This window comes from Acidocella aromatica (assembly GCF_014201825.1).
Classification (GTDB): domain Bacteria; phylum Pseudomonadota; class Alphaproteobacteria; order Acetobacterales; family Acetobacteraceae; genus Acidocella; species Acidocella aromatica.
This window is the reverse complement of the sequence record NZ_JACHFJ010000004.1, coordinates 14040-40805: the sequence shown is the minus strand read 5'-3', so window position 1 is coordinate 40805 and position 26766 is coordinate 14040. Positions and strand designations below refer to the sequence as shown.

At 61.1% G+C, this 26766-nt stretch carries 21 protein-coding genes and 1 pseudogene; 13 read left to right on the top strand and 9 right to left on the bottom strand.

Annotated features, from left to right (window positions below; all coding sequences use genetic code 11):
* Nucleotides 1-69 precede the first annotated feature (69 nt).
* Nucleotides 70-807, bottom strand: a complete 738-nt coding sequence (locus HNP71_RS06415; protein ID WP_183266062.1) for a TetR/AcrR family transcriptional regulator — start codon at nt 805-807, stop codon at nt 70-72.
* A gap of 201 nt (nt 808-1008) precedes the next feature.
* Between HNP71_RS06415 and HNP71_RS06410 the strand changes: the two genes are divergently transcribed.
* From HNP71_RS06410 to HNP71_RS06385, 6 genes are all read left to right on the top strand, one after another.
* Nucleotides 1009-2139: an aromatic ring-hydroxylating oxygenase subunit alpha gene (locus HNP71_RS06410; RefSeq protein ID WP_183266061.1), complete on the top strand. Its 1131-nt coding sequence runs from the start codon at nt 1009-1011 to the stop codon at nt 2137-2139.
* A gap of 152 nt (nt 2140-2291) precedes the next feature.
* Nucleotides 2292-3647, top strand: a complete 1356-nt coding sequence (gene glnT / locus HNP71_RS06405) for a type III glutamate--ammonia ligase (protein WP_343062290.1) — start codon at nt 2292-2294, stop codon at nt 3645-3647.
* A gap of 53 nt (nt 3648-3700) precedes the next feature.
* Complete coding sequence (locus HNP71_RS06400; RefSeq protein ID WP_183266059.1) at nt 3701-4708, top strand: alpha/beta fold hydrolase; 1008 nt, start codon at nt 3701-3703, stop codon at nt 4706-4708.
* A 96-nt stretch (nt 4709-4804) separates the two neighbouring features.
* Nucleotides 4805-6673: a sigma-54-dependent Fis family transcriptional regulator gene (locus HNP71_RS06395; protein ID WP_183266058.1), complete on the top strand. Its 1869-nt coding sequence runs from the start codon at nt 4805-4807 to the stop codon at nt 6671-6673.
* Nucleotides 6674-6797: 124 nt separating this feature from the next.
* On the top strand, nt 6798-7874 hold the full coding sequence (locus HNP71_RS06390) for a 2,3-butanediol dehydrogenase (protein WP_183266057.1): 1077 nt from the start codon (nt 6798-6800) through the stop codon (nt 7872-7874).
* Nucleotides 7875-7892: 18 nt separating this feature from the next.
* A complete protein-coding gene (locus HNP71_RS06385; protein WP_183266056.1) occupies nt 7893-9710 on the top strand; it encodes an NAD(P)/FAD-dependent oxidoreductase in 1818 nt (605 codons plus the stop codon).
* A 1445-nt stretch (nt 9711-11155) separates the two neighbouring features.
* Here the strand turns inward: HNP71_RS06385 and HNP71_RS06380 are convergent.
* The 4 genes from HNP71_RS06380 to HNP71_RS06365 all read right to left on the bottom strand — a co-directional run bounded on the left by HNP71_RS06380 (nt 11156) and on the right by HNP71_RS06365 (nt 14334).
* Nucleotides 11156-11521 (bottom strand): phenol hydroxylase subunit P4, encoded by a 366-nt coding sequence (locus HNP71_RS06380; RefSeq protein ID WP_183266055.1) that lies wholly within the window; start codon nt 11519-11521, stop codon nt 11156-11158.
* A 12-nt stretch (nt 11522-11533) separates the two neighbouring features.
* A complete protein-coding gene (locus HNP71_RS06375) occupies nt 11534-13048 on the bottom strand; it encodes an aromatic/alkene/methane monooxygenase hydroxylase/oxygenase subunit alpha (protein WP_183266054.1) in 1515 nt (504 codons plus the stop codon).
* Between the two features lie 96 nt (nt 13049-13144).
* Nucleotides 13145-13237 (bottom strand): hypothetical protein, encoded by a 93-nt coding sequence (locus HNP71_RS14410; protein WP_183266053.1) that lies wholly within the window; start codon nt 13235-13237, stop codon nt 13145-13147.
* A gap of 107 nt (nt 13238-13344) precedes the next feature.
* Nucleotides 13345-14334 carry a ferritin family protein gene (locus HNP71_RS06365; protein WP_183266052.1) on the bottom strand — a complete coding sequence of 330 codons (990 nt, stop codon included), beginning with the start codon at nt 14332-14334 and terminating at the stop codon, nt 13345-13347.
* Between the two features lie 590 nt (nt 14335-14924).
* On the opposite strand from HNP71_RS06365, the pseudogene istA reads away from it, so the two are divergent.
* Nucleotides 14925-16452: pseudogene (gene istA, locus HNP71_RS06360) on the top strand (IS21 family transposase).
* 10 nt (nt 16453-16462) lie between these two features.
* Entirely contained in the window at nt 16463-17209 is a 747-nt protein-coding gene (istB, locus tag HNP71_RS06355) for an IS21-like element helper ATPase IstB (protein ID WP_183266051.1), read from the top strand.
* A gap of 1109 nt (nt 17210-18318) precedes the next feature.
* On the opposite strand, the gene HNP71_RS06350 is transcribed toward istB, so the two are convergent.
* Both HNP71_RS06350 and HNP71_RS06345 read right to left on the bottom strand, forming a co-directional pair.
* Nucleotides 18319-18708 carry a hypothetical protein gene (locus tag HNP71_RS06350; RefSeq protein ID WP_221246659.1) on the bottom strand — a complete coding sequence of 130 codons (390 nt, stop codon included), beginning with the start codon at nt 18706-18708 and terminating at the stop codon, nt 18319-18321.
* Between the two features lie 430 nt (nt 18709-19138).
* Nucleotides 19139-19414: a metal/formaldehyde-sensitive transcriptional repressor gene (locus HNP71_RS06345; protein WP_183266049.1), complete on the bottom strand. Its 276-nt coding sequence runs from the start codon at nt 19412-19414 to the stop codon at nt 19139-19141.
* A gap of 282 nt (nt 19415-19696) precedes the next feature.
* Here HNP71_RS06345 and HNP71_RS06340 point away from each other — a divergent pair, with 282 nt between their 5' ends.
* The 5 genes from HNP71_RS06340 (at nt 19697) to HNP71_RS06320 (ending at nt 23372) form a co-directional block, all read left to right on the top strand.
* Nucleotides 19697-19876, top strand: a complete 180-nt coding sequence (locus HNP71_RS06340; protein WP_183266048.1) for a hypothetical protein — start codon at nt 19697-19699, stop codon at nt 19874-19876.
* Between the two features lie 43 nt (nt 19877-19919).
* Nucleotides 19920-21293, top strand: a complete 1374-nt coding sequence (locus HNP71_RS06335; protein ID WP_183266047.1) for an NRAMP family divalent metal transporter — start codon at nt 19920-19922, stop codon at nt 21291-21293.
* Nucleotides 21294-21301: 8 nt separating this feature from the next.
* Nucleotides 21302-21499: a hypothetical protein gene (locus HNP71_RS06330; RefSeq protein ID WP_183266192.1), complete on the top strand. Its 198-nt coding sequence runs from the start codon at nt 21302-21304 to the stop codon at nt 21497-21499.
* Nucleotides 21500-21510: 11 nt separating this feature from the next.
* Nucleotides 21511-22206, top strand: a complete 696-nt coding sequence (locus HNP71_RS06325) for an MgtC/SapB family protein (RefSeq protein WP_183266046.1) — start codon at nt 21511-21513, stop codon at nt 22204-22206.
* Nucleotides 22207-22766: 560 nt separating this feature from the next.
* Entirely contained in the window at nt 22767-23372 is a 606-nt protein-coding gene (locus tag HNP71_RS06320; protein ID WP_183266045.1) for an acyltransferase, read from the top strand.
* 3 nt (nt 23373-23375) lie between these two features.
* Here HNP71_RS06320 and HNP71_RS06315 read toward each other — a convergent pair whose 3' ends face one another.
* Both HNP71_RS06315 and pcaF read right to left on the bottom strand, forming a co-directional pair.
* Nucleotides 23376-25442, bottom strand: a complete 2067-nt coding sequence (locus tag HNP71_RS06315) for an FAD-dependent oxidoreductase (RefSeq protein ID WP_183266044.1) — start codon at nt 25440-25442, stop codon at nt 23376-23378.
* Nucleotides 25443-25444: 2 nt separating this feature from the next.
* The gene (pcaF, locus tag HNP71_RS06310) at nt 25445-26653 is read right to left on the bottom strand and encodes a 3-oxoadipyl-CoA thiolase (protein WP_183266043.1); all 1209 of its coding nucleotides are present in this window, start codon (nt 26651-26653) and stop codon (nt 25445-25447) included.
* Between the last annotated feature and the right edge of the window lie 113 nt (nt 26654-26766).

The window sequence follows — 26766 nt, the reverse complement described above, 5'->3', positions numbered from 1 at the left end:
CTCCCCAATCTGGTCAGTATCAATTAATGTATCTTGAACCCGCCAGAAGGCAAATATCCCGGCATGTCGCTATTTTTCTTCCAGATAGCGCAGGGTTACGTCGCACAGATTCCGGATCGCCGCGCGCTGGTCGAATTTATCACGGAACATTACCGAGCGGATCAGAGCGCCATCGAGGAAGGTCGAGATAAAGGTGATCATACCGTTTACATCACACGGCTTGAAAACGCTTTCAGAGATGCCCCGGCGCAAGGCGTTGCCAAGAACCTCTTCCTCGATATCGTAGAACTTGCGGATGGCGTTATCGATACGTTCGGACCGGTCGTGGATAGTCGCGTAATCCAGACTGATCTTGATGAGCTTCTGCATCAGGCTGAACTGCAGGATATGATTCTCGATCCACAGGGAGATTACCTCCCGTGGCGCGACCGCATTGTTGCGGATCGCCTCGAAGGTCTCGAAAGCCTCGTTCGCCGCCGCCTCGACGACTTTCAGGAACAAATCTTCCTTGCTCGCAAAATAGTAATGAACAAGAGCCGCATTCACCCCCGCGGCACTGGCGATATTCTTAACCGTCACGGACGAGTAATTCTGTTCCGAAAACAGATCGAGCGCGACGCGGAGCAGAGTCGCCGCATTATCACCCGACGAGTTTTTCGGCCGGCCAAGCCGCTTTTTGACGGGCGCTTCGATGTCTGCTGTTTGCATGAGGCCCTTTTCGGCCAGCGGTTGAACGGAGCTTGCGGCCTTGTTCTTGTGCGAAGTTTTCACACCCGCAGCAGTAGCAAGGAGAAAGATGGTACGCAAGCAACACCTCTGATACTGCATATATTTTAATCAAAGAGACTATTTTATAGTCATAATTACAAAAAACGCGGCCACAAAAATAATTAATTAATCAGCTTATTATTTGTTGCGCATTTTCTACGCAGAAATTAAACTCTGCACGAGCTAAGCATGCGAACCCGCAGCCAGAGCATTTTTGAGGCCAGACGAAAGGAGTTGAACATGCGTTCGATCTTAGATGTCCCGCCACAAACTGCCGGGCGGGATGCCCTGGTGGCGATGCTGAATGCCGCCACGCGCGGCGCCTGCCGCGCCCTGGAACACGCCGAGACCCTACCCCCATCAACCTACGTGTCCGATGAGTTCTTTGCTCTGGAAGTCGAGAAGATTTTTAAACCCGGCTGGGTTTGCGTGGGGCACGTCTCCCAGGTGCCAGAAGCCGGGGACTATTTTACTCTCGACCTGTTCGATGAGATGCTTGTCATCGTTCGGGGGCGAGATAGCGTTATTCGCACCTTGTCGGGCATCTGCACCCATCACTGGGCACCGCTTGTCGAAGGCAAAGGAAACATCAAGCTTTTCTCCTGCCCATTCCATAAATGGGGCTTCGACCTCACCGGCAAGCTGCTTGGTGCGCCGCTGATGGACAAGGTTGAATTCCACCAGAATGATTGCGATCTGCCCGGCTTTTCAACCGAGGTTGTTGACGGCTTCATCTATGCCAATCTCTCCGGCGATGCTCCCTCGCTGGCGCCGCAACTGGCTGACCTCTCCGCGCAACTCGCCAAGTTCAAACTCGATGAACTGATCGTAGTTGGTGAATACAGCTATGACTGTAAATCCAACTGGAAAATCATGGTGGAAACGTTCATGGAATGTTACCACCATATCGCCGCACATCCCGAGACGTTTGAGGCCTCCTTCCCTGCCCGGCTGTCTTATATCGAGGATGGACATCCGGCCTGGACGTATGGGGTCTCGCCCGCGCGCGAAACAGTACGCGACGAAGACATCCTGATTGGCACGCCTTTGTTAAGTGATGATCTGACCACGTTTGATCGGCGCTGTTTTCAGCTCTTCCTCGTGTATCCATTCCATATGATTAATATCTGGCCTGATCGTGTATACTGGTTCCGCTCGCAGCCGGTCGCGGCAAACCGCACGATGGTGCAGACCTATGTGCTCGCCCGCCCCAAAGCCAGGGATATGCCCGGTTACGAAGCCTTCATGGAAAAGGAGATGCAGTTCGTCGACAAGGTCAATCTGGAAGATTTTGCCGTTAAGAAGATTTTGCCGTTAATGAGATGCAGCAACTTGGAGCAAAAACAGGTGCCGCCCGCCCCGGCCGCTTGAGCCATCTGGAAAAAGCGGTCTGGCAATTATCCGAATACGTCCGCGCGAAAATCGCGCAGTAACCCTCCATTCACGCAACGCTTCCCATGACTGCTGGCCATTCCGCTGGCGGATGAGGAGGTGCACGCCCACGCCCCGGATAGAAGAGAGACATGAATATCATGATAAAAGAGACATCTTTGCTTGAAGCTGCCATCGCTGAAAAGAAGATTGAATTTCTTTTGGCAAGTTATGTTGACATGCATGGCGTTTCCAAAGGCAAGATTGTGCCGGTCGACCATGCCGACCAGATGCTGCACGGTTCAGAACTATTTACCGGCGCCGCCCTTGAGGGCGTACCGCAGAGTGTGCATGACGACGAGGTGGCGGCAAGGCCCGATCCCTCCTCCGTCACCGTTCTTCCCTGGCGTACCAACGTTGCCTGGCTGGCGAGCGATCTCTGGCTGGGTGGCAAACCCTTCTCGGCCTGCAGCCGGGGAATTTTGAAACGCCAGACCAAGGCAGCAGCCGATCTCGGCTATAAGTTCAATCTCGGCATGGAGGCGGAATTCTACGTGCTGCGCCGGGACGCGGGCGGCAATGCTGAGCACGTGACCAAGCGCCAGCTCAGCAAGCCATGCTACGATATCGGTGCGGCTCTCGATAATTTCGACTGGTTAAGCGAACTCGTCACCGCGATGAACGGACTGGGATGGGATGTCTATTCCTTCGATCAGGAGGACGGACAGGGACAGTTCGAGATCGACTTCCAATATGCCGAAGCGGTGACGATGTCCGACCGCTACGTGTTCCTGCGCATGATGGCCAACCAGATCGCCCGCAAGCATGGCTGCTTCGCCAGCTTCATGCCCAAGCCTTACGCCAACCGCTCGGGCAGCGGCGCTCACTTCAACATGTCGCTCGCCGATCTTGCAACGGGCAAAAACCTCTTTGCAGATAATGCCGACCCGCGCGGTTGCGGCCTCTCCACGCTCGGCTATCATTTCATCGCTGGCGTCATCGCGCATCTGCCCGCGATCTGCGCGGTGATCTCGCCCACAGTCAACAGCTATAAGCGTCTCGTCAAGCAGGGCAGCATGTCCGGCTTCACCTGGGCGCCGATCTTCGCCTGCTACGGCAACAACAACCGTACCAACGCCGTACGCATTCCCGGCGGCGGCGGACGTATCGAGCTGCGGTCGGCGGACAGCTCCTGCAACCCCTATCTGGGGGCCGCAATGGTGCTGGCCGCGGGGCTGGAAGGCGTGCGCGCCGCCGCCGATCCCGGCGAGCCGAACCGCGCGAACATGTACAAGGCCACCAACGAGGAGCTGGAGCGCAAAGGCATCCGCCAGCTGCCGCACACGCTGGGCGAAGCGCTGGACGCCTTCGAGGCTGATCCGCTCTCCGAACAGGTCTTTGGCCCGGAGATGAAGGCCTCCTGGCTCGAATACAAGCGCGACGAATGGCTCTCCTACATGGCGCACGTCTCCGAATGGGAGACCAAGCGCTATCTCGAGTTTTTCTGAGCCTCAACGGCCCTGGGACAAAGCTTCCAGGGCCTTTACTGGGAGCTGGCGGCATGGAGTTGGCGCGTTTTCCTCTTGGCGATGTCACGCTGCGTTCCAGCGCGATGCTGGAAGATGCGGTCCTCGCCTATGCCACATGGGGGCGGCTGAATACGGCGGGCGATAACTGTATCCTGCTGCCGACTTATTATACCGGCACGCACCAATCCTATGCCGGGCTGATCGGGCCGGGGCGGGCGCTGGACCCGGACCGGTATTTCATCGTCTCACCCAATATGTTCGGCAACGGCGTTTCCACCTCGCCTAGCCACCGCCCCGCGGGGGCGGCACGGGGCGCTTTCCCGGCTGTGGATATCCACGACAACGTCGCCTGCCAGCACCGGCTGCTGAGTGAACATCTGGGCGTGCGGCGTATCGCTCTCGCCGCTGGTTGGTCGATGGGCGCGATGCAAGCCTATTCCTGGGCCGCCGCTTACCCTGAGATGGTGAAGGCGCTACTACCCATCTGCGGCACGTCACGCTGCTGGCCGCTCAACCGGGTGTTTCTCGAAGGGGTGGCCGCGGCGCTGAGGGCCGACTGCAATTACGCAGGCGGTGCCTATTTGCGCCCTCCCACCGAGGGGCTGAAAGCCTTTGGCCGCGCCTATTGCGGCTGGGCCTACTCAGCGCCGTTCTTCCGCAAGGCGCTCTACCGCCAACTCGGCGCCGACAGCCTAGAGGCGTTTCTGGTGCAGTGGGAGAATGAGCATCTGTCCTTCGATGCAGGCGATCTGCTTGCCATGCTCAGCACCTGGGCCAACGCGGATATCGGCGCCCTGCCCGGCTGCAGCGGAGATTACCGCGCCGCTCTCAGCCACATCACCGCCCGAACCATCGCGATGCCCTGCCGGTACGATGCCTATTTCACCGCCGAGGAGGCGGCTCACGAGACCAGCTTCATCCCTGGCGCGCGGCTGGAGGTGCTCGACTCCGTCTATGGCCATTGCGCCGGCGCGCCGGGACGTTTTCCGGTGGAAACCGCCAAAATCGAGCAAACCATGCGGGAGCTGCTGGCGCGATAATTCTTGCATTCCCCCTGCGCGGCGCGCAGATTTCCCGCAAAAGTAAAAATTTGCCGTCTGACACGCTGGCGTGCATGGGCGGCAGGGGGAACAGAGATGAGCACTGCCGAGCATGTGCGCGAGATCGAGACCGCTTGGCGCGGCGGCACGTCCGGTCGGGATGCCTATGTCGTGCAGTCCTGGCGCCGCTGCCTGGATGAATACCGCCTGGACCCGGCGGTGAATTGCGAGGCGGTCATCCTGCCCGAGGGGCGGCTGAAAGAGCATCGCCAGCAGGCGGAGGAACTGATCGTCATCGCCCGCTCGGGGCTGGAGCGGCTGTACGGCCATGTCTCGGGCCAGAATTACGTGCTGCTGCTGACCAACCGCCAGGGCATCGCCGTGGAGTATTTCGGCGACCCGAGGCAAACGCATGAGCTACGTAAGGCAGGGCTGTATCTGGGCGCCGACTGGGCCGAAGCCCGTGCCGGCACTTGCGCCGTGGGCGCATGCATTGCCACAGGTGAGGCGCTGACCATCCACCAGACCGACCATTTCGACATGACGCACACGCCGCTCTCCTGCACCGCCGCGCCAATCTACGACACGACCGGGGAGCTCTCGGCGGTGTTGGATATTTCCCTGCTCTCCTCCCCGCGCGAGAAGATCAGCCAGACCTTGGCGCGGCATCTGGTCACCGCCACGGCGCGGCGTATCGAGCTTGCCAATCTGATGGCGCAGACGCGCCGGCAATGGGTGCTGCGCTTTGCGCTCTCGCCCGAGTTTCTGGACGTGGACCCGGAGGGCGCTGTCGCCATCGACAATGCCGGGCGCATTGCGGGTATGACGCACGCCGCGGCGCGCATGCTGGCGCAGTCGGCCGAGCTGGACTGGCGGCGGCCTGAGCTGGTGCTTGGCAAGCCGGTTTCGCATTTCCTCAACCTCACCGTGGACGATCTGCCCAGCCTAACCCGCGCCCGCCCCACCCAGGAGCGCGTGCTAAGCGCGCGGAACGGCCAGCTGCTGTTTGCCCACGCCATTGAGCCGCCGCCCGGCACGCGGATACGCGCGCCTTCCCCCGCCATCCCCGTGGCGCTGCGGGAATTCGGCGGCGGGGTGCCGGGTATCGACACGCTTCTGGAGAAGGCAACGCGCCTCGCCCGCACCGCGCTGCCGGTGTGCCTGCATGGCGAAACCGGCACAGGAAAGGAATTCCTGGCCAGGGCCATCCATGCGGCAAGCGGGCTGGAGGGGCCGTTCGTGGCGGTGAACTGTGCCGCGATCCCGGAAGCTCTCGCCGAGGCGGAGTTGTTCGGCCATGCCCCCGGCGCCTTTACCGGCGCCGCCCCAAAGGGCCGCAAGGGGCTCGTGGAGACCGCCAACCGCGGCACACTGTTCCTCGATGAAATCGGCGATATGCCGCTGCTGCTGCAAACCCGGCTGCTGCGCGTGCTGGCGGAGCAGGAGGTGCTGCCCCTGGGCGGCACCCAACCGCGTCAGGTGCGCGTGCGGGTGATTTCCGCCTCGCACCGCGACCTCGCCACCCTGGTGGCCGAAGGACGGTTCCGCGAAGACCTCTATTACCGCTTGCATGCCGCCGCCCTCACCCTGCCGCCTTTGCGCGAGCGGGCGGATTTTGACTGGCTGGTGGAGCGGCTGCTGGCACGGCACAGCCCGTCAGGCCGCTACTTGTCCATCGCCCCGAAGGCGCGGGAGGCGCTGCGGGCGCATCGCTGGCCGGGGAATCTGCGCGAGCTGGACAACGCCATCGCCACGGCGGCGGCATTGTGCGAGGGCGGAGAAATCGGGCTGGTGGATCTGCCGGAGCGTCTTGCCGGCGGACTGGCAGGCTCCGAGGCCGAGCAACTCCGCGCGGCATTGACGGGATGTGGCGGCAATGTCTCGGCCCTGGCGCGGCAATTGGGCGTGGACCGCACGACCATCCACCGGAGGATGCGCCGTATGGGGCTGATGCGCCACAGTTAGGCGCCACACCTGCCGCCACAGTGTGGCGGCACATCCACAGCTTCTCAAGCCTTTTCAATGAGTTGAATTTGGCACGGCGGTTGCTCCTGGTCTCCTTGCGACAACAAAAACCAGGAGGAGCCGCTTGCAAGCCCTACGATTCCATGCCGCGCGCGATTTGCGCGTGGAAGACATTCCCGCCCCGTCCGACCAGCCCCCGCCGGGCCAGGTGCGAGTGCGCAACCGCTTTGTCGGCATCTGCGGCACCGATCTGCACGAATACGCCTACGGGCCGATCTTCATCCCCACCACGCCGCATCCCTTTACCGGGGCGTTTGGCCCGCAGATTCTGGGGCATGAGTTCGGCGGCGTGGTCGAGGCAGTGGGCGATGGCGTCACCAATGTAAAACCCGGCGACCGCGTCTCCATCCAGCCGCTGATCATGCCCCGCGCGGGGGAATATTTTGCCGAGCGCGGGCTATTTCACTTAAGCCCGCAATTGGCTTTGGCGGGGCTGAGCTGGGCCTGGGGCGGCATGGCCGATGCCGCCACGGTGTATGACTATAACGTCCAGAAAATCCCCGAGAGTTTAAGCGACGAGGAGGCAGCGCTCGTCGAACCCACCGCCGTCGCCGTGTATTCCTGCGACCGTGGCGGGGTGCGTGCGGGCAATTCCGTGCTGGTGACCGGTGCTGGGCCGATCGGCCTGCTCACGCTACTCGCCGCCCGCGCCGCCGGGGCCGGGCTGCTCTTCCTCTCGGACCTCAACGACTCCCGTCTCGCCTTCGCCCGCACGGTGCTGCCGGATCTCGTCACCCTCAACCCCAAGCGCGACAATATTGGCGAGGCCGTGCGCGCGGGCACCGAGGGCGGCGTGGGCTGCGACGTGGCGCTGGAATGCGTGGGCAATGAGCACGCGCTGAAAGCCTGCCTGGACGCCGTGCGCAAGCAGGGCGTGGTGGTGCAGACCGGGCTGCACCCGCGCGAGAACCCGCTCGACTGGTTCCAGGTGACGTTCAAGGACGTCGATCTGCGTGGCGCCTGGGCCTACCCCACGCATTACTGGCCGCGCGTGATCCGCCTCATCGCCTCCGGCGCGCTGCCGGCCTCCAAGGTCGTCACCGCGCGCATCAAGCTGCAGGACGCCGTGGCGCAAGGGTTCGAGGCGCTGCTCGACCCGTCCGGCAAGCATCTCAAAATCCTCATCGACCTCAACAGCTAACCAAAAAGGGAAACGGACATGAACGATATGACGATGGGCCTGAAAACCGGCACGCCCCGCGCGATCACGGAATCCTGGCTCGCCGCCTTCAACAGCGCGCTGGCCGAGGGCGATGTGGACAACGCCGCGCGCCTCTTCGCCACCACCAGCTTCTGGCGCGATCTCATCGCCTTCACCTGGAACCTCAAGACGGTGGAGAACCCCGACGGCGTGCGCGACATGCTGAGCGCCACGCTGCCGCATCTGGGTGGCGTGCGCTTCGCCATTGCCGATGAGCCGACGCAGAGCGGCGAGATTGTGGAGGCGTGGCTGAGCTTCGAAACCGGCATCGGCCGTGGCGAAGCCTATGTACGCCTGCGCGACGGCGTGGCCTGGACGCTGCTGACCACGTTGACCGAGCTTAAAGGCTATGAGGAGGCCACGGGCTTTCGTCGCCCGATGGGTGCGGAGCATGGCATTTCGAAAACCCGCAAGAGCTGGCTAGAGAAACGCGAGGAGGAAGTGCGCACTCTGGGTTATGAGACACAACCTTACGTGCTGATCATCGGCGGCGGCCAGGGCGGCATCGCGCTCGGCGCGCGGATGCGCCAGCTCGGTGTGCCGCATATCGTCATCGACAAGCACGACCGCCCCGGCGACCAGTGGCGCAAGCGCTACAAATCCCTCTGCCTGCACGACCCGGTGTGGTACGACCATCTGCCCTATATCGATTTCCCCAAGAACTGGCCTGTGTTCTCGCCCAAGGACAAGGTCGGCGACTGGCTGGAGTTCTACACCAAGGTCATGGAGATCAATTACTGGTCCAAGACCATCGCCAAGCATGCGGAATTCGACGAGGCGACCAAGACCTGGCGCGTGACAGTGGTGCGGGACGGACAGGAGATCGAGCTGCGCCCCACCCAGCTTGTGCTGGCCACCGGCATGTCCGGCAAGCCGAACATCCCCAACTTCAAAGGCATGGACAAGTTCCGTGGCGAACAGCAGCACAGCTCGCAGCATCCGGGACCGGATGCCTATGCCGGCAAGAAAGTTGTGGTAATCGGCGCCAACAACTCCGCGCATGATATCTGTGCCGCATTGTGGGAGGTGGGCGCCGATGTGACGATGGTGCAGCGGTCCAGCACGCATATCGTTCGCTCTGACTCGCTAATGGAAGAGGCGCTCGGCGGGCTCTACTCGGAACAGGCCGTGGCCAATGGCGTAACCACCCGCAAGGCGGACATGACCTTCGCTTCCATACCGTACAAGATCATGCACGAATTCCACATCCCAGTGTATGAGAAGATCCAGCAGCGCGACAAGGAATTCTACGATGCACTGCGTAAGGCTGGGTTCATGCTGGATTTCGGCGACGACGGATCCGGCCTGTTCATGAAATATCTGCGCCGTGGTTCTGGGTATTACATCGATGTCGGTGCCTGCGAGCTGGTCATCAATGGCGGCATCAAGCTCAAGAGCGGGGTGGAGATCGAGGAAATTACCGAGACGGGCGTCAAATTCGTCGACGGCACGGAGCTGCCCGCCGATCTCATCGTGTACGCCACCGGCTATGGCTCGATGAATGGCTGGGCGGCCGACCTCATCAGCCAGGAGGTGGCGGACAAGGTGGGCAAGGTGTGGGGCCTGGGTTCCGCCACGGCCAAGGACCCCGGTCCATGGGAGGGTGAGGAGCGCAATATGTGGAAGCCGACGCAGCAGGAAAACCTGTGGTTCCATGGCGGTAACCTGCATCAGTCGCGCCACTACTCGCTGTATCTGGCGTTGCAGCTCAAGGCGCGGATGGAAGGTCTACCCACGCCGGTTTATGGTCTGCAACAGGTGCATCATCTGCGCTGATTTAAAAGAATGGGGCTGGCGGCGTAACGCCAGCCCTAAATGCCGAACATGAGTCGCCTAGCGTAGCCGAGCAAGCGACCCGGGCACTCACAAAAAATATTCGCCGCGAAAACAGAAGCTGGCCTGATGCAAACCAGCCAACCTTAAGGTTCTTCTTTATGTTATTGATTATACTGAAAAATTTTCTCACAATTTCCGCTAATGCCGGCCTGAAATTGCCCATATCATCACCAATAATCTGCGTCTCGAAAGGAGATACAGCCCCCCTCCACGCCACCCGATATGTAACAGCCAAACCTACCAGCAACCTCAGCAGGCTCAATCCGCCGAGGGGTGGGAATGTTATAAGGCAGAGCGCGTGAAAGCAGCCATGGAGACGCGCAAGCAAGTCGTCCACGTGCTCAAGCCGGATAACGGCCAATAAAAACGTCATTTCTGCCCTTGGCTGCGCCGGCTCTGTCCGGCCCTACTTGAAAACACAGACTGGGCAGCCAACCAAAACCTGTCTTTTTGACCGAAACCTCCCGATGAGCCGGATCTGAACGAAAGAACGCGATATTCTCCGATGAGGATGCGCTAACCGCGTATGCCGAGATAGAGCGACGCAAGATTTAGTTTTCCACTGCTTTCATTTTCTTTTGAATCAGTGGGTTTGCGCAGGTTTCGATCTGCATTCGAGTCGCCGATCTTCGAAAGATTTTCAAACAAATACAAAGCATTAAACGGATTCAGCAAAGTCAAGGGCAATTTACGGCAGCTTTGGGCCCTAGCTGGGTTGTCCCGGCTCTTGTCACAATGTCCACATACTTATCCACTGGGTTATCAAGATGCCTGTGGATAAACCATGTCCCAACTCAGCTGATGAGGAAATTAGTATGCAGGATAGGGGCAATGCGCTCCCTCTTCTGGCTGTCGCCCGGCCAGCGGCCGCCTCATTACTGTTTTACGCTCTATGCGCTGGCGGAGCGCCAAGCTGATCGGCCTTTAAACAGCGAGCCTCAAACTGTTTCACTACCTTGCCGTTGGCATGTTGGGATTGTAGTTTTTTGCCCCCCTGCGAGGTGAGCGCTTTTGGCGACCACAACAACCTCTCATTATCTCCATAAGCGCTATGAAATCTCTGGATGTATGAACATGGGCTGGCAAGGCGTTGCGCAGGGCCGAGGCGACGAAGTCAAGACACACTCTCAGCTTCAGGGGCATTTACGGCCGGCCCGCATGCATCAGGCTCACTGGCACGGGCGGAGGCTCTAAAGCCGGCAGCAGGCGGACCAACTCGCCTGCCGCCGCCCCACCTGAGCTTGGTAGGAAAGAAAGCACACACGTAACCCCTAGCCCATGCGGCTTCGATGGCGGCCTCGGCGGTGGTGACGGTCAAGCGTAGGCATTACACGAACCTCCGTAGCCATCAACAAGGCAACGGCTGAGCGTCGTTCACCGTCATATCAGTTGGACGTCCCCTTGTAGCCGTGTAGGCCGGGGGTCCAGAAACGGATGAGGGATTTATGACCAACACCATTCTCACCAATGGACTTACCGAAATCTGGGGTGGCCTTCTTGTCATCAATCATCCATTCGGCCTTGGCCCAGTCGACGTCGGCGGCGTCAGGATGATCGCCATAGATGCCTTTGGCGATCTCGCAGATGGCACCGAAGGGCGTGTCCGGCGGCAGCGGCACGCCAAAGGCGGAGACAAAGGAGATATGCTCCTCCCAGTGCACATAAACCAATAAGGATCCGTGGTAGAGTTCCTGCTCGTCACGGTACTGGATATGCTTTTCATAATCTGGGGTAATGGCAATGACTGACATTTCAGGCTCCCTCTAGCTGGCTTCGCTCAGGCGTTGTTCGGCCCAGGACTTCCATAGAGCTTCGTCTGGCGAGCCCACATAGTCACCGTTATCCACGCCAACATTGATATGGTACCACTTCAACACCTCCGGAACCGTAGCTCCGCCGCAATTGCCCTGGAAAATCTGGTTCACAGGCAACCAGGACTGCACGTATTTCTCAGGCTCGTTGTCGAAGATGTCCTTGCAGCCATCGGAGCAGAAATGATAGCGGGTATCTTTGAAGGTTGAACTGCGGAAGCAGGTCTTGGTGGGATCGCCCGGCTCGGTATAGAGCATGGGCAGCTGGCAGCAGCTGCAAAGCTGCGGCAGACCGTTGAAGTAGAAGCGCTTTCCGTCCTTCTCCTGTTTCGCCCACATTTCGAAGCGAGGCCTATAATATTTATCGAACGTATTGGGATATTTCTCCGAGAGCCAGTCGAGATGTGCGGCGTCCGGCATCCAAGCATGGAAGCCCGCGACGTGGCAGAGCTGGTAGAAGAGCCCCCAGTTCTGGTGAGAAATATGCTCGCACGCCTCGGTCGCCACGTCCGCATATTTTGGCATCTTCAGGCCATAGCGCGCCAGATCCTTGAAGAGTGCACCGCCGGCCTCAACGAAGTATATATCCCACGCCTCCTTCCATGACATCACTTTCTTCGGCAGCATGTAGTCCATCATCGCGGCGACGATGCCGAGCAGGCGAAAACCACGCCAGAACCACTTGTCCACCCATTTCTGCACGATCGGCAAGTTGTCCGGGTGCTGCTCCAGCAGGAACTTGATCACTTCGATACCCAGCGTCATGTGACGGCTTTCATCCGACTGCGCTGAAAAGCCGAAAGTCACCGTTGACATGTCGCCATTATACGCCGCACCGGACATGAACGGCACGAACAGAAGGTTTGTTAACAGGTATTCGAAGGCAAAGCCGATCGCGATCATGAACTCGAACGGCCCTGCCGAGCGCGCATCGTCGAAGAAGCTTTTCGGCACGGATAGGTAGAACACACGATCATGCTGGGCCGGGAATTCCGACATGCCATCGAAGAACTTGTTGTAGTGACTGATCGTGTGGATCTGTGTCTGCACATGACGCAACTCGTCGATCGACTGCATCTGGCAAGCCACACGCGTACCGGCGCCACGGAAATGGCGGCCGGTGAAGGCGAAGCCGCGATGCGCCTGATACTCTTCCGGCGAAATGCCCGTGAGGAAGATCTTCAGAACATTGACGTAGCGCCCATCGGAGATCCCGGTCTGGCCGTTGTTCTGGGCAAATGCGTCGATCACGGCGTAGAGCTTCCGCTCCTTCTCAGCCTGGAATTTCCAGTAGGAATCCATGGTCAGGCGGAACGGATCCTCCCAGCCGGACCAATCCTTGATCTTGATCCCCTCGAACTGGTCATAGGGAAAGATTGCATCAATGGGTTGGTAGCTTGGCTCCCAATCCAGATCGCGGGTTAAGAATTCGTAGCGCTGCTTCAGGCTCAGTTTCTTGGCGGTCATATTGTTCCTCACTTCTTATTTTTGTCAGCTCAATGTAAACTGGTCGTCATCCTCATCCAAATGGCCCGCCATGGAGACAAGCGTGAGTTGGATCTCTTATGGACTCCATGGTTTGCCTAACCGCTCCTCAACCGAGGCGCGGTTGACGATGATCAGACCATCGCAATTGAGTTTGATGGCACCTGGCATATTCAACACGCATACACCGGGATTATCTGCATGATGGCATCGATGACCGGACGGGCTTCGCCGTTCTGCATCAGCGTGACGGAGGCGATCTGCGTCATGTCGCTTCCTTACAGAGCTAATCCAAGGGCGCGGGCATGAGCCGTCGTGGCCTCGCCGGCGACGCGGGCGGCAGTGTCATCACCAAGTACGGCCACACTGAGCGGCACGGCTGCATCGGCGGCACGGGCAATCCAGTCCTTGGCCCACTTGGAAACCAGCGCATTGTTCTCGGGTGATTCAGCCGCGACTGCCTTGATGACGGCATCACTCCAGCGGCCTTCCTCGGCCAACCAGTCAGCGCAGAACTCAGTGAGCATGGCCAGCGCCATACCCGCGGTTCCGTAGCTCGCCTCCAGCCCCGTATAGGCAATGCGCAACAGTACGGCATTCATCCCCAGGGTCTGCGCGACGTAAAGGTGGAACCAGTCACGCTCCACCAAGCTATCCTCCATGAGCTTGCGGATGCCTTGCCAAGCGGTCACGGTCATCCACGTCTGTTTGGCGGCGCGTAGGCTCTCGCCGGTCAGGCCATCGAGCAGAAGCCCGATGCGGCTGATGATCTGCGCCATTCCGAGATGGTCCATGGCTGAAAAGATGCACGGGGCCGTTACCGCCGTGCCGTAACCGCGCTGGCAAATCTCCGCCATGTTCATGTTGCTCCCCCAGTGCGCATGGCGCAGCGGCAGCAGGGTATCGATAATCTTGGCCTTCAGCTCGGCAGGCAAATTAGCCAACAGGCCGCGCTCATCGGCAAAGGTGAAATTGCGTTCAACAGCCTGCTGCATATTGGCGCGGGCGATGTTGTACGTGGCGTAGTAATACTGGCGTGGGTCGAGCGGTTTATACCAATCTGCCATCTTCACAGCTGTCTTCGCCTGATCGTAATGCCAGAATTCGGGCTCCCAGAGTGGCTTATAGTGGAAATTCTCGGTGGCCTGGAGGTCCAACGTCCCCTCCTGGTAGCGTGAGGCAGATCTGTCACCCCCCAGACGCCGAGCTATATGGCCGAACGTGTGCCGCTTGGGCGTGAATTCCACTGTCTTGATCTGGATGGTCAAAAAGTTATCTCCTTTTTTCTTATTTCTTGTACGAATTTGTTAAAAACGCCGCTCTGCATTACGAGTTATGCCATCAACTGAGGTGGCCGCTCAGCCGTGCGGCCAAACTCATCAAACCTTCTCTGGTGCACGCCCTGCGTACAAGTAGGCATACGGAAATCTACAAAGATCATCGCGCACTTTATTTTCCAGGTTTAATCCTGCTTCACTTACCCAAAACCTTCCGAAACTCTACGCGAGATGCTTTCGAACGATTTGGTTTTCTCAGCTCCCATTTTGGGGGTAAGACTATTTTTTTGCACTCATCGGGAAAAATACTTTTTTTACCCCGGTGACATACCAGATGGGTATGCCTGAGCCCGTCGAATTCAATACTGATGATTCCGGGGCAAGGCGCCCACTGATTCCGAGATGATGACGCTCACCCATTCCGATTTGATGGCGCCCGGGATTCCGATTTAGCCCCGCCCTCGATTCCGGGATGATGTCGCCCGGGGTTTGGGGGTGAAGGCATCTTCGCTGACTGCGGTAGAGTTTCCTCTTTGGCTTTTGCTGAAGGGGGATGATCGATGCCAGCGGGGAGAGTTTGCATGCGCCATGTGCGCGAGATTTTGCGTTTGACGGCAGCCGGGGTTTCGAAGCGGGAGATTGCCCGGCGGCTGGGCGTGGTGCCCTCGACGGTGCGCGAGACGCTGCGCCGCTCTGCCGGCGCCGGGTTGGCCTGGCCGTTGGCGGCGGAGGTCACGGACGCGGCGCTGGAAGTGCTGCTGTACAAGAACAACGGCACCAGGCAGGGGCATCGCCAGCATGCCGAGCCGGATTGGGCCTGGATGCACCAGGAACTCAAGCGCAAGCACGTCACGCTTTCGATCCTATGGGACGAGTATATTGCCCAGGTACCGGCGGGGTATCGCTATTCCAGGTTCTGTGAGCTGTACCGGGGCTGGGAGAGCAAGCTGCCGGTGACGATGCGACAATCGCACGCGGGCGGCGACAAACTCTTCGTGGATTATGCCGGGGATGCGGTGCCGGTGGTGGTTGACCGGCTGACCGGCGAGACCCGGCCGGCGTGGATTTTTGTCGCGGCGCTGGGGGCATCGAGCTTCACCTATGCCGAAGCGACCTGGACCCAGGGCTTGGGCGACTGGATTGGCGCGCATGCGGGCGCGTTTGCCGCGATCGGCGGGGTGCCACGGCTGATCGTGCCGGACAATCCGAAGACGGCGGTGGTCAAAGCCTGCTTCTTTGAGCCCACGGTCAACCGCAGCTACACCGAGATGGCGGCGCATTATGACACCGCCATTCTGCCGGCACGTCCGCGCAAGCCGCGCGACAAGGCCAAGGTCGAGGCTGCCGTGCTAATCATGGAACGCTGGCTGTTGGGCCGCCTACGCCACCGGGTTTTCCATAGCCTGGCCGAGCTGAACGCCGCGATCCGGGACCTGCTGGTGCGGGTGAACGATGAGCGACCGCTGCGCCGGCTGGGCGTTACCCGCCGCCAACTCCTGGAAAGCCTGGACCGCCCGCACCTCAAGCCCCTGCCGGTGGAGCCCTATGTCTTCGCGGAATGGCGCATCCGGCGCGTCGGGCTCGATTATCACGTCGATGTCGACCGGCATTACTACAGCGTGCCGTACCGCTTCGCGAAGGAGCAGGTGGAGGTGCGCCTGACGGCGCGCAGTGTGGAGATCTTCATGCGCGGCGAGCGCATCGCGGCGCATATGCGCGGGAGCGGCAATGGCAAGCACACGACATTGCCCGAGCACATGCCCTCCAGCCACCGGCGTTACGCGGGCTGGACGGTCGAGCGTATCCAACGGGATGCCGCTACGATCGGTCCCGCCGCCGACGCTTTATGCACACGGATCCTGGAGGAGCGCGCGCACCCGGAACAAGGCTTCCGGGCCTGTCTTGGCATCGTCCGGCTGGTGAAAGCGTTTGGCCGGGAACGGGTGGAGGCCGCCTGTGCCCGGGCGCTGGAGATCGCGCGCGCGAACCTACGGCTCGGTCAAATCCATCTTGGACAATAACCTCGATCGCCATGCCCCACCCCAGCACGCCGCGGACAACCAGGCGATCGAGCACCGCAACATCCGCGGCGCGGGCTATTACCATTGAGGAGACCAGCATGCTGACTCACCCCACCTTCGACCAGCTCAACCAGCTGGGACTGTTCGGCATGGCCAAGGCATTCGGGGAAACCGAAGCCTCGGCCGAGGCTGCCACGCTAACCCATCCCGAATGGCTGGCCCTGCTGCTCGACCGGGAATTGGCCTACCGCCACGACAAGAAACTCGCCGCCCGGCTGCGCCTTGCCAAGCTACGCCAGAATGCTCTGGTCGAGGATGTCGATTACCGTGCCGCGCGCGGGCTCGACCGGCCGCTGTTCCAGAAACTCGTGGCCGGTGCCTGGCTCGACGCGCACGACAATCTGGTGATCAGTGGGCCAACCGGCGTGGGAAAGAGCTGGCTCGCCTGTGCGCTCGGCCACAAAGCCTGCCGCGATAACCGCTCCGTCCTCTACCAGCGTGTGCCGAAACTGTTCGGCGAGCTGGCGCTGGCCCGCGGTGACGGCCGCTACGTCCGCATCAGCCGGGCGCTCGGCAGGATCGATCTTCTGATCCTCGACGATTGGGGTCTGGAGCCGCTCGACGGCCAGGCAAGGCACGACCTCCTTGAAATCCTCGAAGAACGATACGGCAGGCGCTCGACCATCGTCACCAGCCAACTGCCCGTCGAGCAGTGGCACGCCGTCATCGGCGATCCCACCTATGCGGACGCCATTCTCGATCGCCTCGTCCACAACGCCCACCGGCTCAACCTCACCGGCGACAGCCTGCGCAAAACCAGAATCAAAACCGCCGAGAAAACTTGACGCAATCAAAATATCAATGCCAGAAAAAACGCAGCCAGCGAAGCGAGGCGAGACGGGCGGCTTCATGTCGGAATCCCGGGCGCCATCAAATCGGAATCAACGGGCGACTTCGTCGGAATCCGCACAATACAGCGGATTTGTGCACGGGACGGGAGAGGCGGACAACGGCAGCACTTTTCACGGTGGCTTGTAGAGCTGAGCTGTCTTGGTTCGATGTGGCCGCCCCGTTGGATGGCTAGGCAGCTGCGAGCATCGTTGCCTCGGGCGCCGAAGTCTGCACGGTCTAGCCAGGCATAATCCTCGCCTGTTTGGTGCCGTCGATCACCAGCACATGTAACCCGACAGGAAGCGCTCAGGCAGATTTCAGCCGCCCATTAGGAGACAAAAACCCGTTTTGCAGCAGTGAACCGCCGCTGGAAATTTGGTCTGGACACAAGGCGGACCGGTAATGGTTGATGGCAAGCTGCCCTACTTGCGAACCCCAGCGTGACAGCCAGCGTCTCAAAGGCTAAATTAACGCCAGCCTGATCTAAGAACATGGACCTCGCCTTGCGCCTCGTTACTTTACCCTTTTTCCTGTTTCCGGGGTTCCTCCCACTGTTCCTTGCTGGATGCCATGAGAGCTACTCCCCAAACACCTATGCCGCCGACGCCGCCCAGTTAGAGGCGCCTGTGCAGCGTGGGGTGATTATCGGCGTGCGGCAGGTGCTCATTAGCGCGGATGGCACGGTCGGCGCGGCCGCCGGTGGTGCCGCTGGCGGCGTCGCGGGGGCACAATTGTCAGGCGCGCCGGAAGCAACTGCATTCGGAGCAATCGGGGGGGCTTTGGTCGGTGGCATTGGCGGCGTGGCAGCCGAGCAGGCGGTCGCGGATACCAAGGGCTGGGAATACATCGTCCAGCAGACCAGCGGAAACCTGGTTTCCGTTACTCAGACCAGCAAGACAGCGCTTCCGATCGGGCTGCATGTGCTGGTGATCGACGGCACCAAGCAGGCGCGGATCGTGCCTGACTACACCGTGCAGACACCGGCGCCCGTGGCAACGACGCCTGTAGCTGCCAAGGCGTCCAACGGAGCGGCCACATCGGCTGGTTCTACGGCCACTTCAAATCAACCCAGCAGCCCAATGCCCCCAGCTGCCGTTACAAGTGGGTCTACAGCCTCGTCGGCGCAAACTCCGGGACCTGCCGCAGTCACCGCGACGCCAGCTGCATCATCGACCACGTCCGGCGAGGCCGCCGCGCCTGCCCAGGTGACGCCAGCAACACCGAGTTCCACGTCACCGGCAAGCTCCTCCTCTACGGCCAGCTCGAACCAAGCCAGCCCAACTCTACAAACGGCCGCGAAAAACACTGCTACAGCCTCGTCGGCACAAGACCAAGCGGCCGCCGTCATCACTCCGGCGCCTGCGGCATCCTCCTCCTCGTCCGGCCAAGTTACCCCGCCGGCATCGGCGGGCAACAGCGGTTCCACTACCGGCACTTCTTCCGCCGAAAACACATCCGCGCACTGAATCCCCTCGCCAGGCCGCCAACAAGACAGGCAAGATGACGATACGGATCTCTGGCGGCCACATAGGCTCTGGCTCCGCCTGTTGCGTAATTTATTGGTGACCAGCTTGGGGATGTAACCCGCCCCCCGGCAATTGCACAAGCGGCCACTGTTCTGGTCCGGGTGGTTTCGGCGTTCGTCTTCCGCTCTCTCGCGAGGCTGGAATGGAGACACAGAATACAGCTCTCCCCATAAGCTCATGCATACCAAGAAAGGCTGCCGCGCGACGATCCTAATCCGTAGAGAGGAAGGCCGATTCAAGCCTGGGCGACAGCGCACTGGAAACTGCGTACGCCATCATTAACATGGTCGGGAATTTGCAAATCTTAGCCCACCTATGCCGGTATCAGCAGATACCGGCTCGTCCACTGTCAGTGGTCTATGTTAAATAGGCGTGCACCACCTTGATCAGTTCCTCGGCGGCGCGGGCACGGTCTTCGTCAGTGGCGTCAGGCCCGGCGACATGCTGACGCACATGATGCTCGATCACCGTGCCGATAAACCCGTCCATGGCCCCCCGGCAGGCTACGGCTTGTTGCAAAAGCGCGGTGCACGAGGCGTCCTCGGCCAAGGCCGCCTGTATCGCCTCGATCTGGCCGCGTATCCGGCTCAGACGGTTGACGAGCTTGCGTCTTTCACTGTCAGCGTATCTCATTATGGGCTTGACTATATACCCCCACGGGTATACCCGGCAACCGCTCGATGGCGCCCGGCGCCACGAGCATCCCACAACCCAAAGCAGGATCACATGAACCCGCGATCTACCGGTCAGACCTCGGAAAGCGATAGTAGACGCTTAACGTCTTCTCCTCCGCTAACCATGGTCTGCCAATACGTCCGGGATGGATATACTGGAGGAACAACACGCTCCGGCTGTTGATCCTTAGGCCTGTCCCTCCCGGTTTGTCTGAATGTCAAACACGAAGGAGGGATCATCATGATCTTCCGTAAGACCACCGCACGCCCCGTTGCTGTTTCTGTTGCGCATACCGACGCGATGGCCATGCTGCCCCCGCACCGCCGTATCGTCGCCACTTGGCGCCGAGACGAGGCAACCGGCCGCGTGAGAATTGTCTGGAAACTACTTGGTTCGCTCGAGGCCCCGCTGGTGCGCTGACACGCCGGCCCTCCGTACGTTCCTCATTTCCGGAGTTTTTCTCATGTCCACCGACCGTATCAACGTGCTGCCCGCTGACGGGGCGCCGCTCTCCATGCCCGAAGGCCTTGAGGCCCGTCTGCGCGACCGCCTGCGCATCGCCAAACTGCGCGCCGCCCCACGTACGCTCACCAACCGCCTCACCCTGGGGCTCGCCCTGGTGGGGCCGGGCCTACTCGTTATGCTAGGTGACAACGACGCTGGCGGCGTTGTCACCTACGCGCAGACTGGTGCCACGTATGGCTTCAGCCTGTTCATCCCCCTACTGATCCCGCTAGGTTTCATCGCGTATCTCGTGCAGGAGATGACCATCCGCCTCGGCGCCGTCACCCGCCGCGGCCACGCCGAGATGATCTGGAAGCGCTATGGCGCTTTCTGGGGCGCGTTCTCTCTCATCGACCTCGTCGCCGCCAACATCCTCACGCTCATGACCGAGTTCATCGGCATCCGCGTGGCCAGCGCGGTGTTCGGGGTTTCCTACCTTATCACCATCCCACTGGCGTTTTGCTTCATCATCGGCATTCTGCTCTTTCTGAAATATCATAGCTGGGAACGCATCTCGCTCTTCGTGGCGGCGCTCAACCTAGTCTTCATCCCACTGGCCCTGTGCGCTCATCCGGACTGGAGCGCCATCGGCCGTACCTTCGCGGGTGGCGGCTGGGCGGTGCCGGGCGGGTTGTTCTCGGCCTCGTTCCTCATACTGGTCTCGGCCAATATCGGTACTACCATCGCGCCCTGGCAGCTCTTCTTCCAGCAATCCTGTGTGGTCGACAAAGGGCTGCTGCCGCAGGACATCGCCGCCAGCCGGCGCGACCTGATGCTGGGCGTGGTCGGCATGGTGCTGGTAGCCGCCGCCATCATCGCCCTGGCCGCGCAGTACCTGCACGGCCTGCCCAATGCCGCATCGCTGGGCGACAATGACGTACTAAGCGCCATTGGCACGCACATCGGCCGCGCCGCCATGATCATCTTCGCGCTGGGGCTGGTCGAGGCCGGATTGATCGCCGCCATCGTCGTCACAGCCAGCAGCGCCTGGGCGATCGGCGAGGCGTTTGACCTGCCGCGCTCGATCAACCTGGAGCCGATGCAGGCTCTGCCGTTCTACGGCCCGGCCATCGCCGGCACTGCGCTGGCGGCCGGTGTGCTGATGCTCCCACATGTGCCGGTTGGTTTCCTCAACCTCACCGTCCAAGTCATCGCCACCGTGTTCATGCCCGCGGCCATGCTGTTCCTGCTGATGCTACTCAATGACCGTGAGTTGCTGGGGGAACACGTGAATTCACCAATCCGCAACGCCTTGTCGATTGGCGTGATGGTGCTGCTGATCGTATGCAATGGCCTCTACGGTCTGGTCACCGTCTTCCCCAACGCGCTGTGAGGTCTGTGATGAGCTATTACGACAAAAGCAAAGAACAAGCCCTCATCGCATTGGCGGAACAAGAGAACTGGCTAGCGCCGCCCATGGAAATTGGCCGCGTGGTATTACGCCCCTGGCAGCAGACAGTGTTCTGGGGACTGCGCCTTTACATCGCGGTCATGCTCGCGGTGATGGGCTGGGGCTTTTATCACAATCTCGGCCAGTAGCCGGGGGCAGCATGCTCTCACACCTGCCCCAAAGCTTCGTCGCTTTCGCCACCGCCTTCGTGCTGGGCACACTCATCGGCGCTGAGCGACAATGGCGCCAGCGTTCCGCTGGGCTGCGCACCACGGTACTGGTGGCGCTGGGCGCGGCGGCCTTCGCCGATCTGGGCATACAGCTGGCCGGGCCGGAGGGTTCGACCCGTATCGTCGCTTATATCGTCTCCGGTATCGGCTTCCTCGGGGCTGGCGTCATCCTCAAGGACGGCGCCAACATCCGCGGCCTCAACACGGCTGGAACGTTGTGGTGCTCGGCGGCGGTGGGAGCCTTCTCGGGCTGCGGCTATCCGGGGCAGGCCACGCTGCTCACCTTCTTCGTGCTGGCTGGCAACACGCTGCTGCGCCCGCTGGTGAACTACATCAACCGGCGCCCGGTGGATGAGACCAGCACCGAGGCGCAATACACGGTCCACGCCACCTGCGCGCCGGAGGACGTGCCAGACGTCCGCGACTTGCTGTTCGACAAGCTGGAAGCCGCCCACTACCCGGTGCGTGAGGTAGCGGTCCTGACCGAGAGCGACGATCTCGTGGAACTTGGCGCGACATTGGTTGCTTCCAGTGCCGCCGCTGGCGAGTTGGACCAAGTAGTCACGACCCTCGAAAAATCTCCAGCCGTGAAGACCGCAACCTGGACAGCGAGTACGGTAACGTAAAACCAACCTGCCGCCTCAAGGCAACAGCACCTTCAAATTAGGCTTTAAAAGCGCAACGCGCACAGACGGAAGATCACTTGATCGGCCGGAGTGGATGGCTTCGGCCCAGCAGTGCTGGAAGCCAATCATGGCATCATCTCCACGGAAAGCCTAATCTTGGGTGTCATATCCGCCAGCGGCGGTACCTGCTTTAAAACCTGCCATGCGCGTGGCAGACTTAACAGCCGAAGGGTATGGCTCCGTGGGAGCCGTGCCGAAAAACGATATGGTCGCACCCAGCGGCCAGTCCGTCTCCAGCCAATCGCCCAGCAAACTCATCGAAGGCAACTATTTCAACCGTACAGATTCCGGAAAGCTCTTGCCGGCTTCTCTAAATCTCGTGCTCAGGCGCATGGCCGAGATAGGGAGCAAGCACCCGGCGGCGATATTTCTCCGCTGCTGCCTCAAGAGCGTTAGTTTTTGGGCAGTCGTAATAAGAGGGGCTTCGCCTGTCGCGTATTGCGCATGGCTCTTATATATACTTCTTTTAACCAGGGCATTCAGAAAGCAGGATTTTGTCCATGCCGATCTATAAATTCGAAAACTTGGTTCCGGTGGTTGATCCGCTGGCTTATGTTCATCCCTCCGCCGATCTGATTGGTGATGTCATCATCGGTCCGCATTGCTATGTCGGCCCGGGGGCGTCGCTGCGTGGTGATTTCGGGCGGATTATCATGTTGGCCGGATCGAACATTCAGGACAACTGCACAACTCACAGCTTTCCGGGGCAGGATGTCGTTGTCGAAGAGAATGGCCATATCGGCCATGGTGCCGTGCTGCATGGCTGCGTGGTAAGACGCAATGCGCTGGTGGGCATGAATGCAGTGGTGATGGATGGCGTTGAGGTGGGCGAGGCCGCATTTGTCGCGGCCATGAGCTTTGTACGCGCCGGGTTCAAGGTTCCGGCGCGCAGCCTAGTGGCGGGCGTACCGGCCAAGCTCATCCGGGAACTGGAAGAGCGGGAGATGACATGGAAGTACAACGGCACGCTGCAGTATCAGGAGCTTGCGCGGCGCTGCCTTGCGGGGCTCACGCCTTGCGCGCCACTCACCGAGGTGGAGCCCGAACGCCATCGCGTGCAGCAGGCCGCTGCCACACCGCTGCATCAGGTGAAGGCGGGGGGCTGAACCTCAGCCCCGCCAGCCCGCGAAGCTGCCGCCGCGACGGACGAGTTCAATGAGGAGAGGCGCGGGTTCAGAGCCCGCGCCGCCAGAGGCGTAAGCGGCCTCCACCTCGGCCAGAACCTGGGCCAGCCCGATCTGGTCGGCGGCAAACATCGGCCCTCCCTTGAGGCGCGGAAAGCCGTAGCCGTTGACGAAGGTGAGGTCGATATCGGAAGCACGCAGCGCCACGCCCTCGGCCAGCGCCTTCGCGCCCTCATTGGCCATCACGGCCAGCAAGCGGCGCTGGATTTGCTCGGGCGATAGCAGACGCGGGACAATTCCCTTTGCTTCCCGCGCTTCGGAGATCAGTTTTTCTGTCGCCGTGTCCACGATCTTGCGGCCGGTAGCATCGTACGCATACCATCCTGCGCCAGTCTTGCGCCCCAGCCGCCCGGCCTCGCACAGGCGATCGGGGATGACGACGTAGCGCTCCCTCGGGTCACGGCGCGCCTCGCGGCGCTGGCGCATGGCGTAGGCAATGTCGAGCCCCGACATGTCAGATACCGCGAAGACCCCCATCGCGAAACCATAAGCCTCCAGAGCGGCATCCACCTCCTGCGGGGCGGCACCGTCCTCGACGAGATATTCGGCGTGGCGGCGGTAAACGGCATAGATGCGGTTTCCGATAAAGCCATCGCAGTTGCCCGCAACGATGGGCTGCTTGCCGAGCCTCTTGGCCACAGCCAGAGCGGTGGCCAACACATCTGGCGCGGTGTGCGCTGCGCGGACGATTTCCAGCAGCTTCATCACATTGGCTGGCGAGAAAAAGTGCAAGCCGACAACATCTCGCGGGCGGCTGGTGACGGTGGCAATGGCGTCAATGTCCAGATACGAAGTGTTGCTGGCCAACACCGCGCCGGGTTTGGCCGCCCCGTCAAGCCGCCTGAAAATGCTGCGCTTTACCTCAAGGTCCTCAAAGGCCGCCTCTATGACGAGATCAGCTTCCATGAGCGCTGCCCAGTCCGCCGTGGCGCTCACGCGGCACAGCTTGGCGGCGGCGTCATCCCCGCTCAGCCGCCCGCTTTGTACCTGTTTCTCATACGTTCCCCGTACGCGCGCAAGACCAGCGGTGGCCGCAGCGTCGTCGCGCTCAATTAGTGCCACGGGCCAGCCGGAATCGGCCAGCGCCACGGCAATGCCGGCGCCCATCGTGCCTGCACCGATCACCGCCGCGCGAACCACAGGCCGTGCGGTCGCTCCGGCTAGGCCGGGTACTTTGCCGGCCTCGCGCGCAGCCAGGAACAAGTGCCGCAGCGCCTTGGCTTCCTCGCTTTCTCGTAAACCGAGGAAGGAGGCGCGCTCCAGGGCCAGCCCCTCACCAAAGTCCATCTCCCCTGCCGCGCGGACGACACGTAGCGCCTCAGCGATGGCCGGAACGCCCTTTGCTCCCTTCAACGCCTTTTCTGACGCAGCGTCTTCAGCCACCGTATCACGGGCGGGCACCGGCAGGGCCGACACAGGCCGTTTGGCTGTGCCCGGCGCCCTACTCACTGCCACGGCGAGCAGGTCTGCCTCAATCACCTCATCTAGAATCCCGAGGTCTCGCGCCTCGTTCGCAGCCATAACACGCCCCTCGGCGATCAGTGTCATCGCTTGCCCCACACCAACAAGGCGTGGCAAGCGCTGGGTGCCGCCCGCACCGGGAATGATGCCAAGCCGTGTCTCGGTAAGTCCCAGCGTGGCGCCAGGACTGCCGAGCCGTAGATCGCAGGCCAGCGCGATTTCCAGCCCTCCGCCTAGTGCCGCGCCATCGATGGCCGCCACCACTGGCTTCGTCATGGCTTCGATCGCCGCCACCACATCGGGCAGAAACGGTGCATCCGGCGGCAGGCTCATCTCCCTTAAATCCGCCCCGGCGATGAACCGCCCTGCCCCGCCGCTCAGCACAATGGCGGTAACGGCTTGATCCTGTGCCAGCTCCCGCATTGCGCTGATAAGCCCCTCGCGCACGGCCTTGCTCAGCGCGTTCACGGGGGGTTCGTTGATCTGCACGACCGCTACCGCGCCGTGCCGGGCGATGCTGACCTGCGCCATGGCTACACGCGCTCGATGAGCGCGGCGATGCCCTGGCCGACGCCGATGCACATGGTGGCGATGGCCCGCTTGCCGCCACGCTGCTCCAGCGCGCTCACGCAAGTCATGGCCAGACGCGCGCCGGACATGCCAAGCGGGTGCCCCAGCGAAATGGCGCCGCCATGCGGATTCACATGTTCGGCGTCATCAGGCAGACCAAGATGGCGCAGCACGGCTAGCGCCTGCGAGGCGAAAGCTTCGTTCAGCTCGATCAGGTCGATATCGGCCAAAGTCAGGCCGGTCCGGGCGAGAAGCTTCTCCGTCGCCGGGGCGGGGCCAAAGCCCATGATACGCGGCGGCACACCGGTTGCCACGGTGGCCACAATGCGGGCCCTCGGCGTCAGCCCGTATTTGCGCACCGCGGCCTCCGAGGCGATGATCAGCGCCGCGGAACCGTCATTCACGCCCGAAGCATTGCCCGCCGTCACCGACCCTCCCTCCTTGCGGAATGGCGCCTTGAGTTTTGCGAGTTGCTCCATCGTGGTATCGGAGCGCGGATGCTCGTCGATGCTGACCAAGGTGGTCGCACCCTTTTTACCGGGAACCTCGATTGGTGCGATTTCGCGTGCAAAGAACCCGGCTTCCCGCGCAGCCTTGGTACGCTGCTGCGAGCGCCAGGCGAAGAGATCCTGGTCCTCGCGCGAGATGTTGAAATCCTGCGCCACGTTCTCGGCGGTCTCGGGCATGGAATCGATGCCATATTGCGCCTTGAGCACAGGGTTGATGAAACGCCAGCCAATGGTGGTGTCGTAGATCTCCGCCGCGCGGGAGAATGCCTCCGCAGCCTTACCTTGGACGAAAGGCGCGCGCGTCATGCTCTCCACGCCTCCCGCGATGATCAGTTCCGCATCACCAGCCCGGATCGCGCGGGCGGCCATGCCGACGGCATCCAGCCCCGAGCCGCACAGGCGATTGATCGTGGTACCGGGCGCGGAAACAGGAAGACCGGCCAACAGCACAGCCATGCGTGCGACATCCCGGTTGTCCTCGCCGGCTTGGTTGGCGCAGCCCAGGATCACATCGTCCACAGCCCCCCAATCAATCGAGGGGTTGCGCGCCTTAAGAACGCGGAGCGGATGTGCCGCCAAATCATCCGCGCGCACATCCTTCAAGGCGCCGGCATAGCGGCCGATCGGCGTTCGGACGAAATCACAGATATAGGCGTCGCTCATGGTCATCTCCTCATGTGCGGCCCGCTGCACTTATCTGTTGACAAGCCTGGGCCTTGCATTAGATTGACCGTACGTTCGGTTAATTCAAGAGCTGCGTCAAGAGCGGCCGTTAA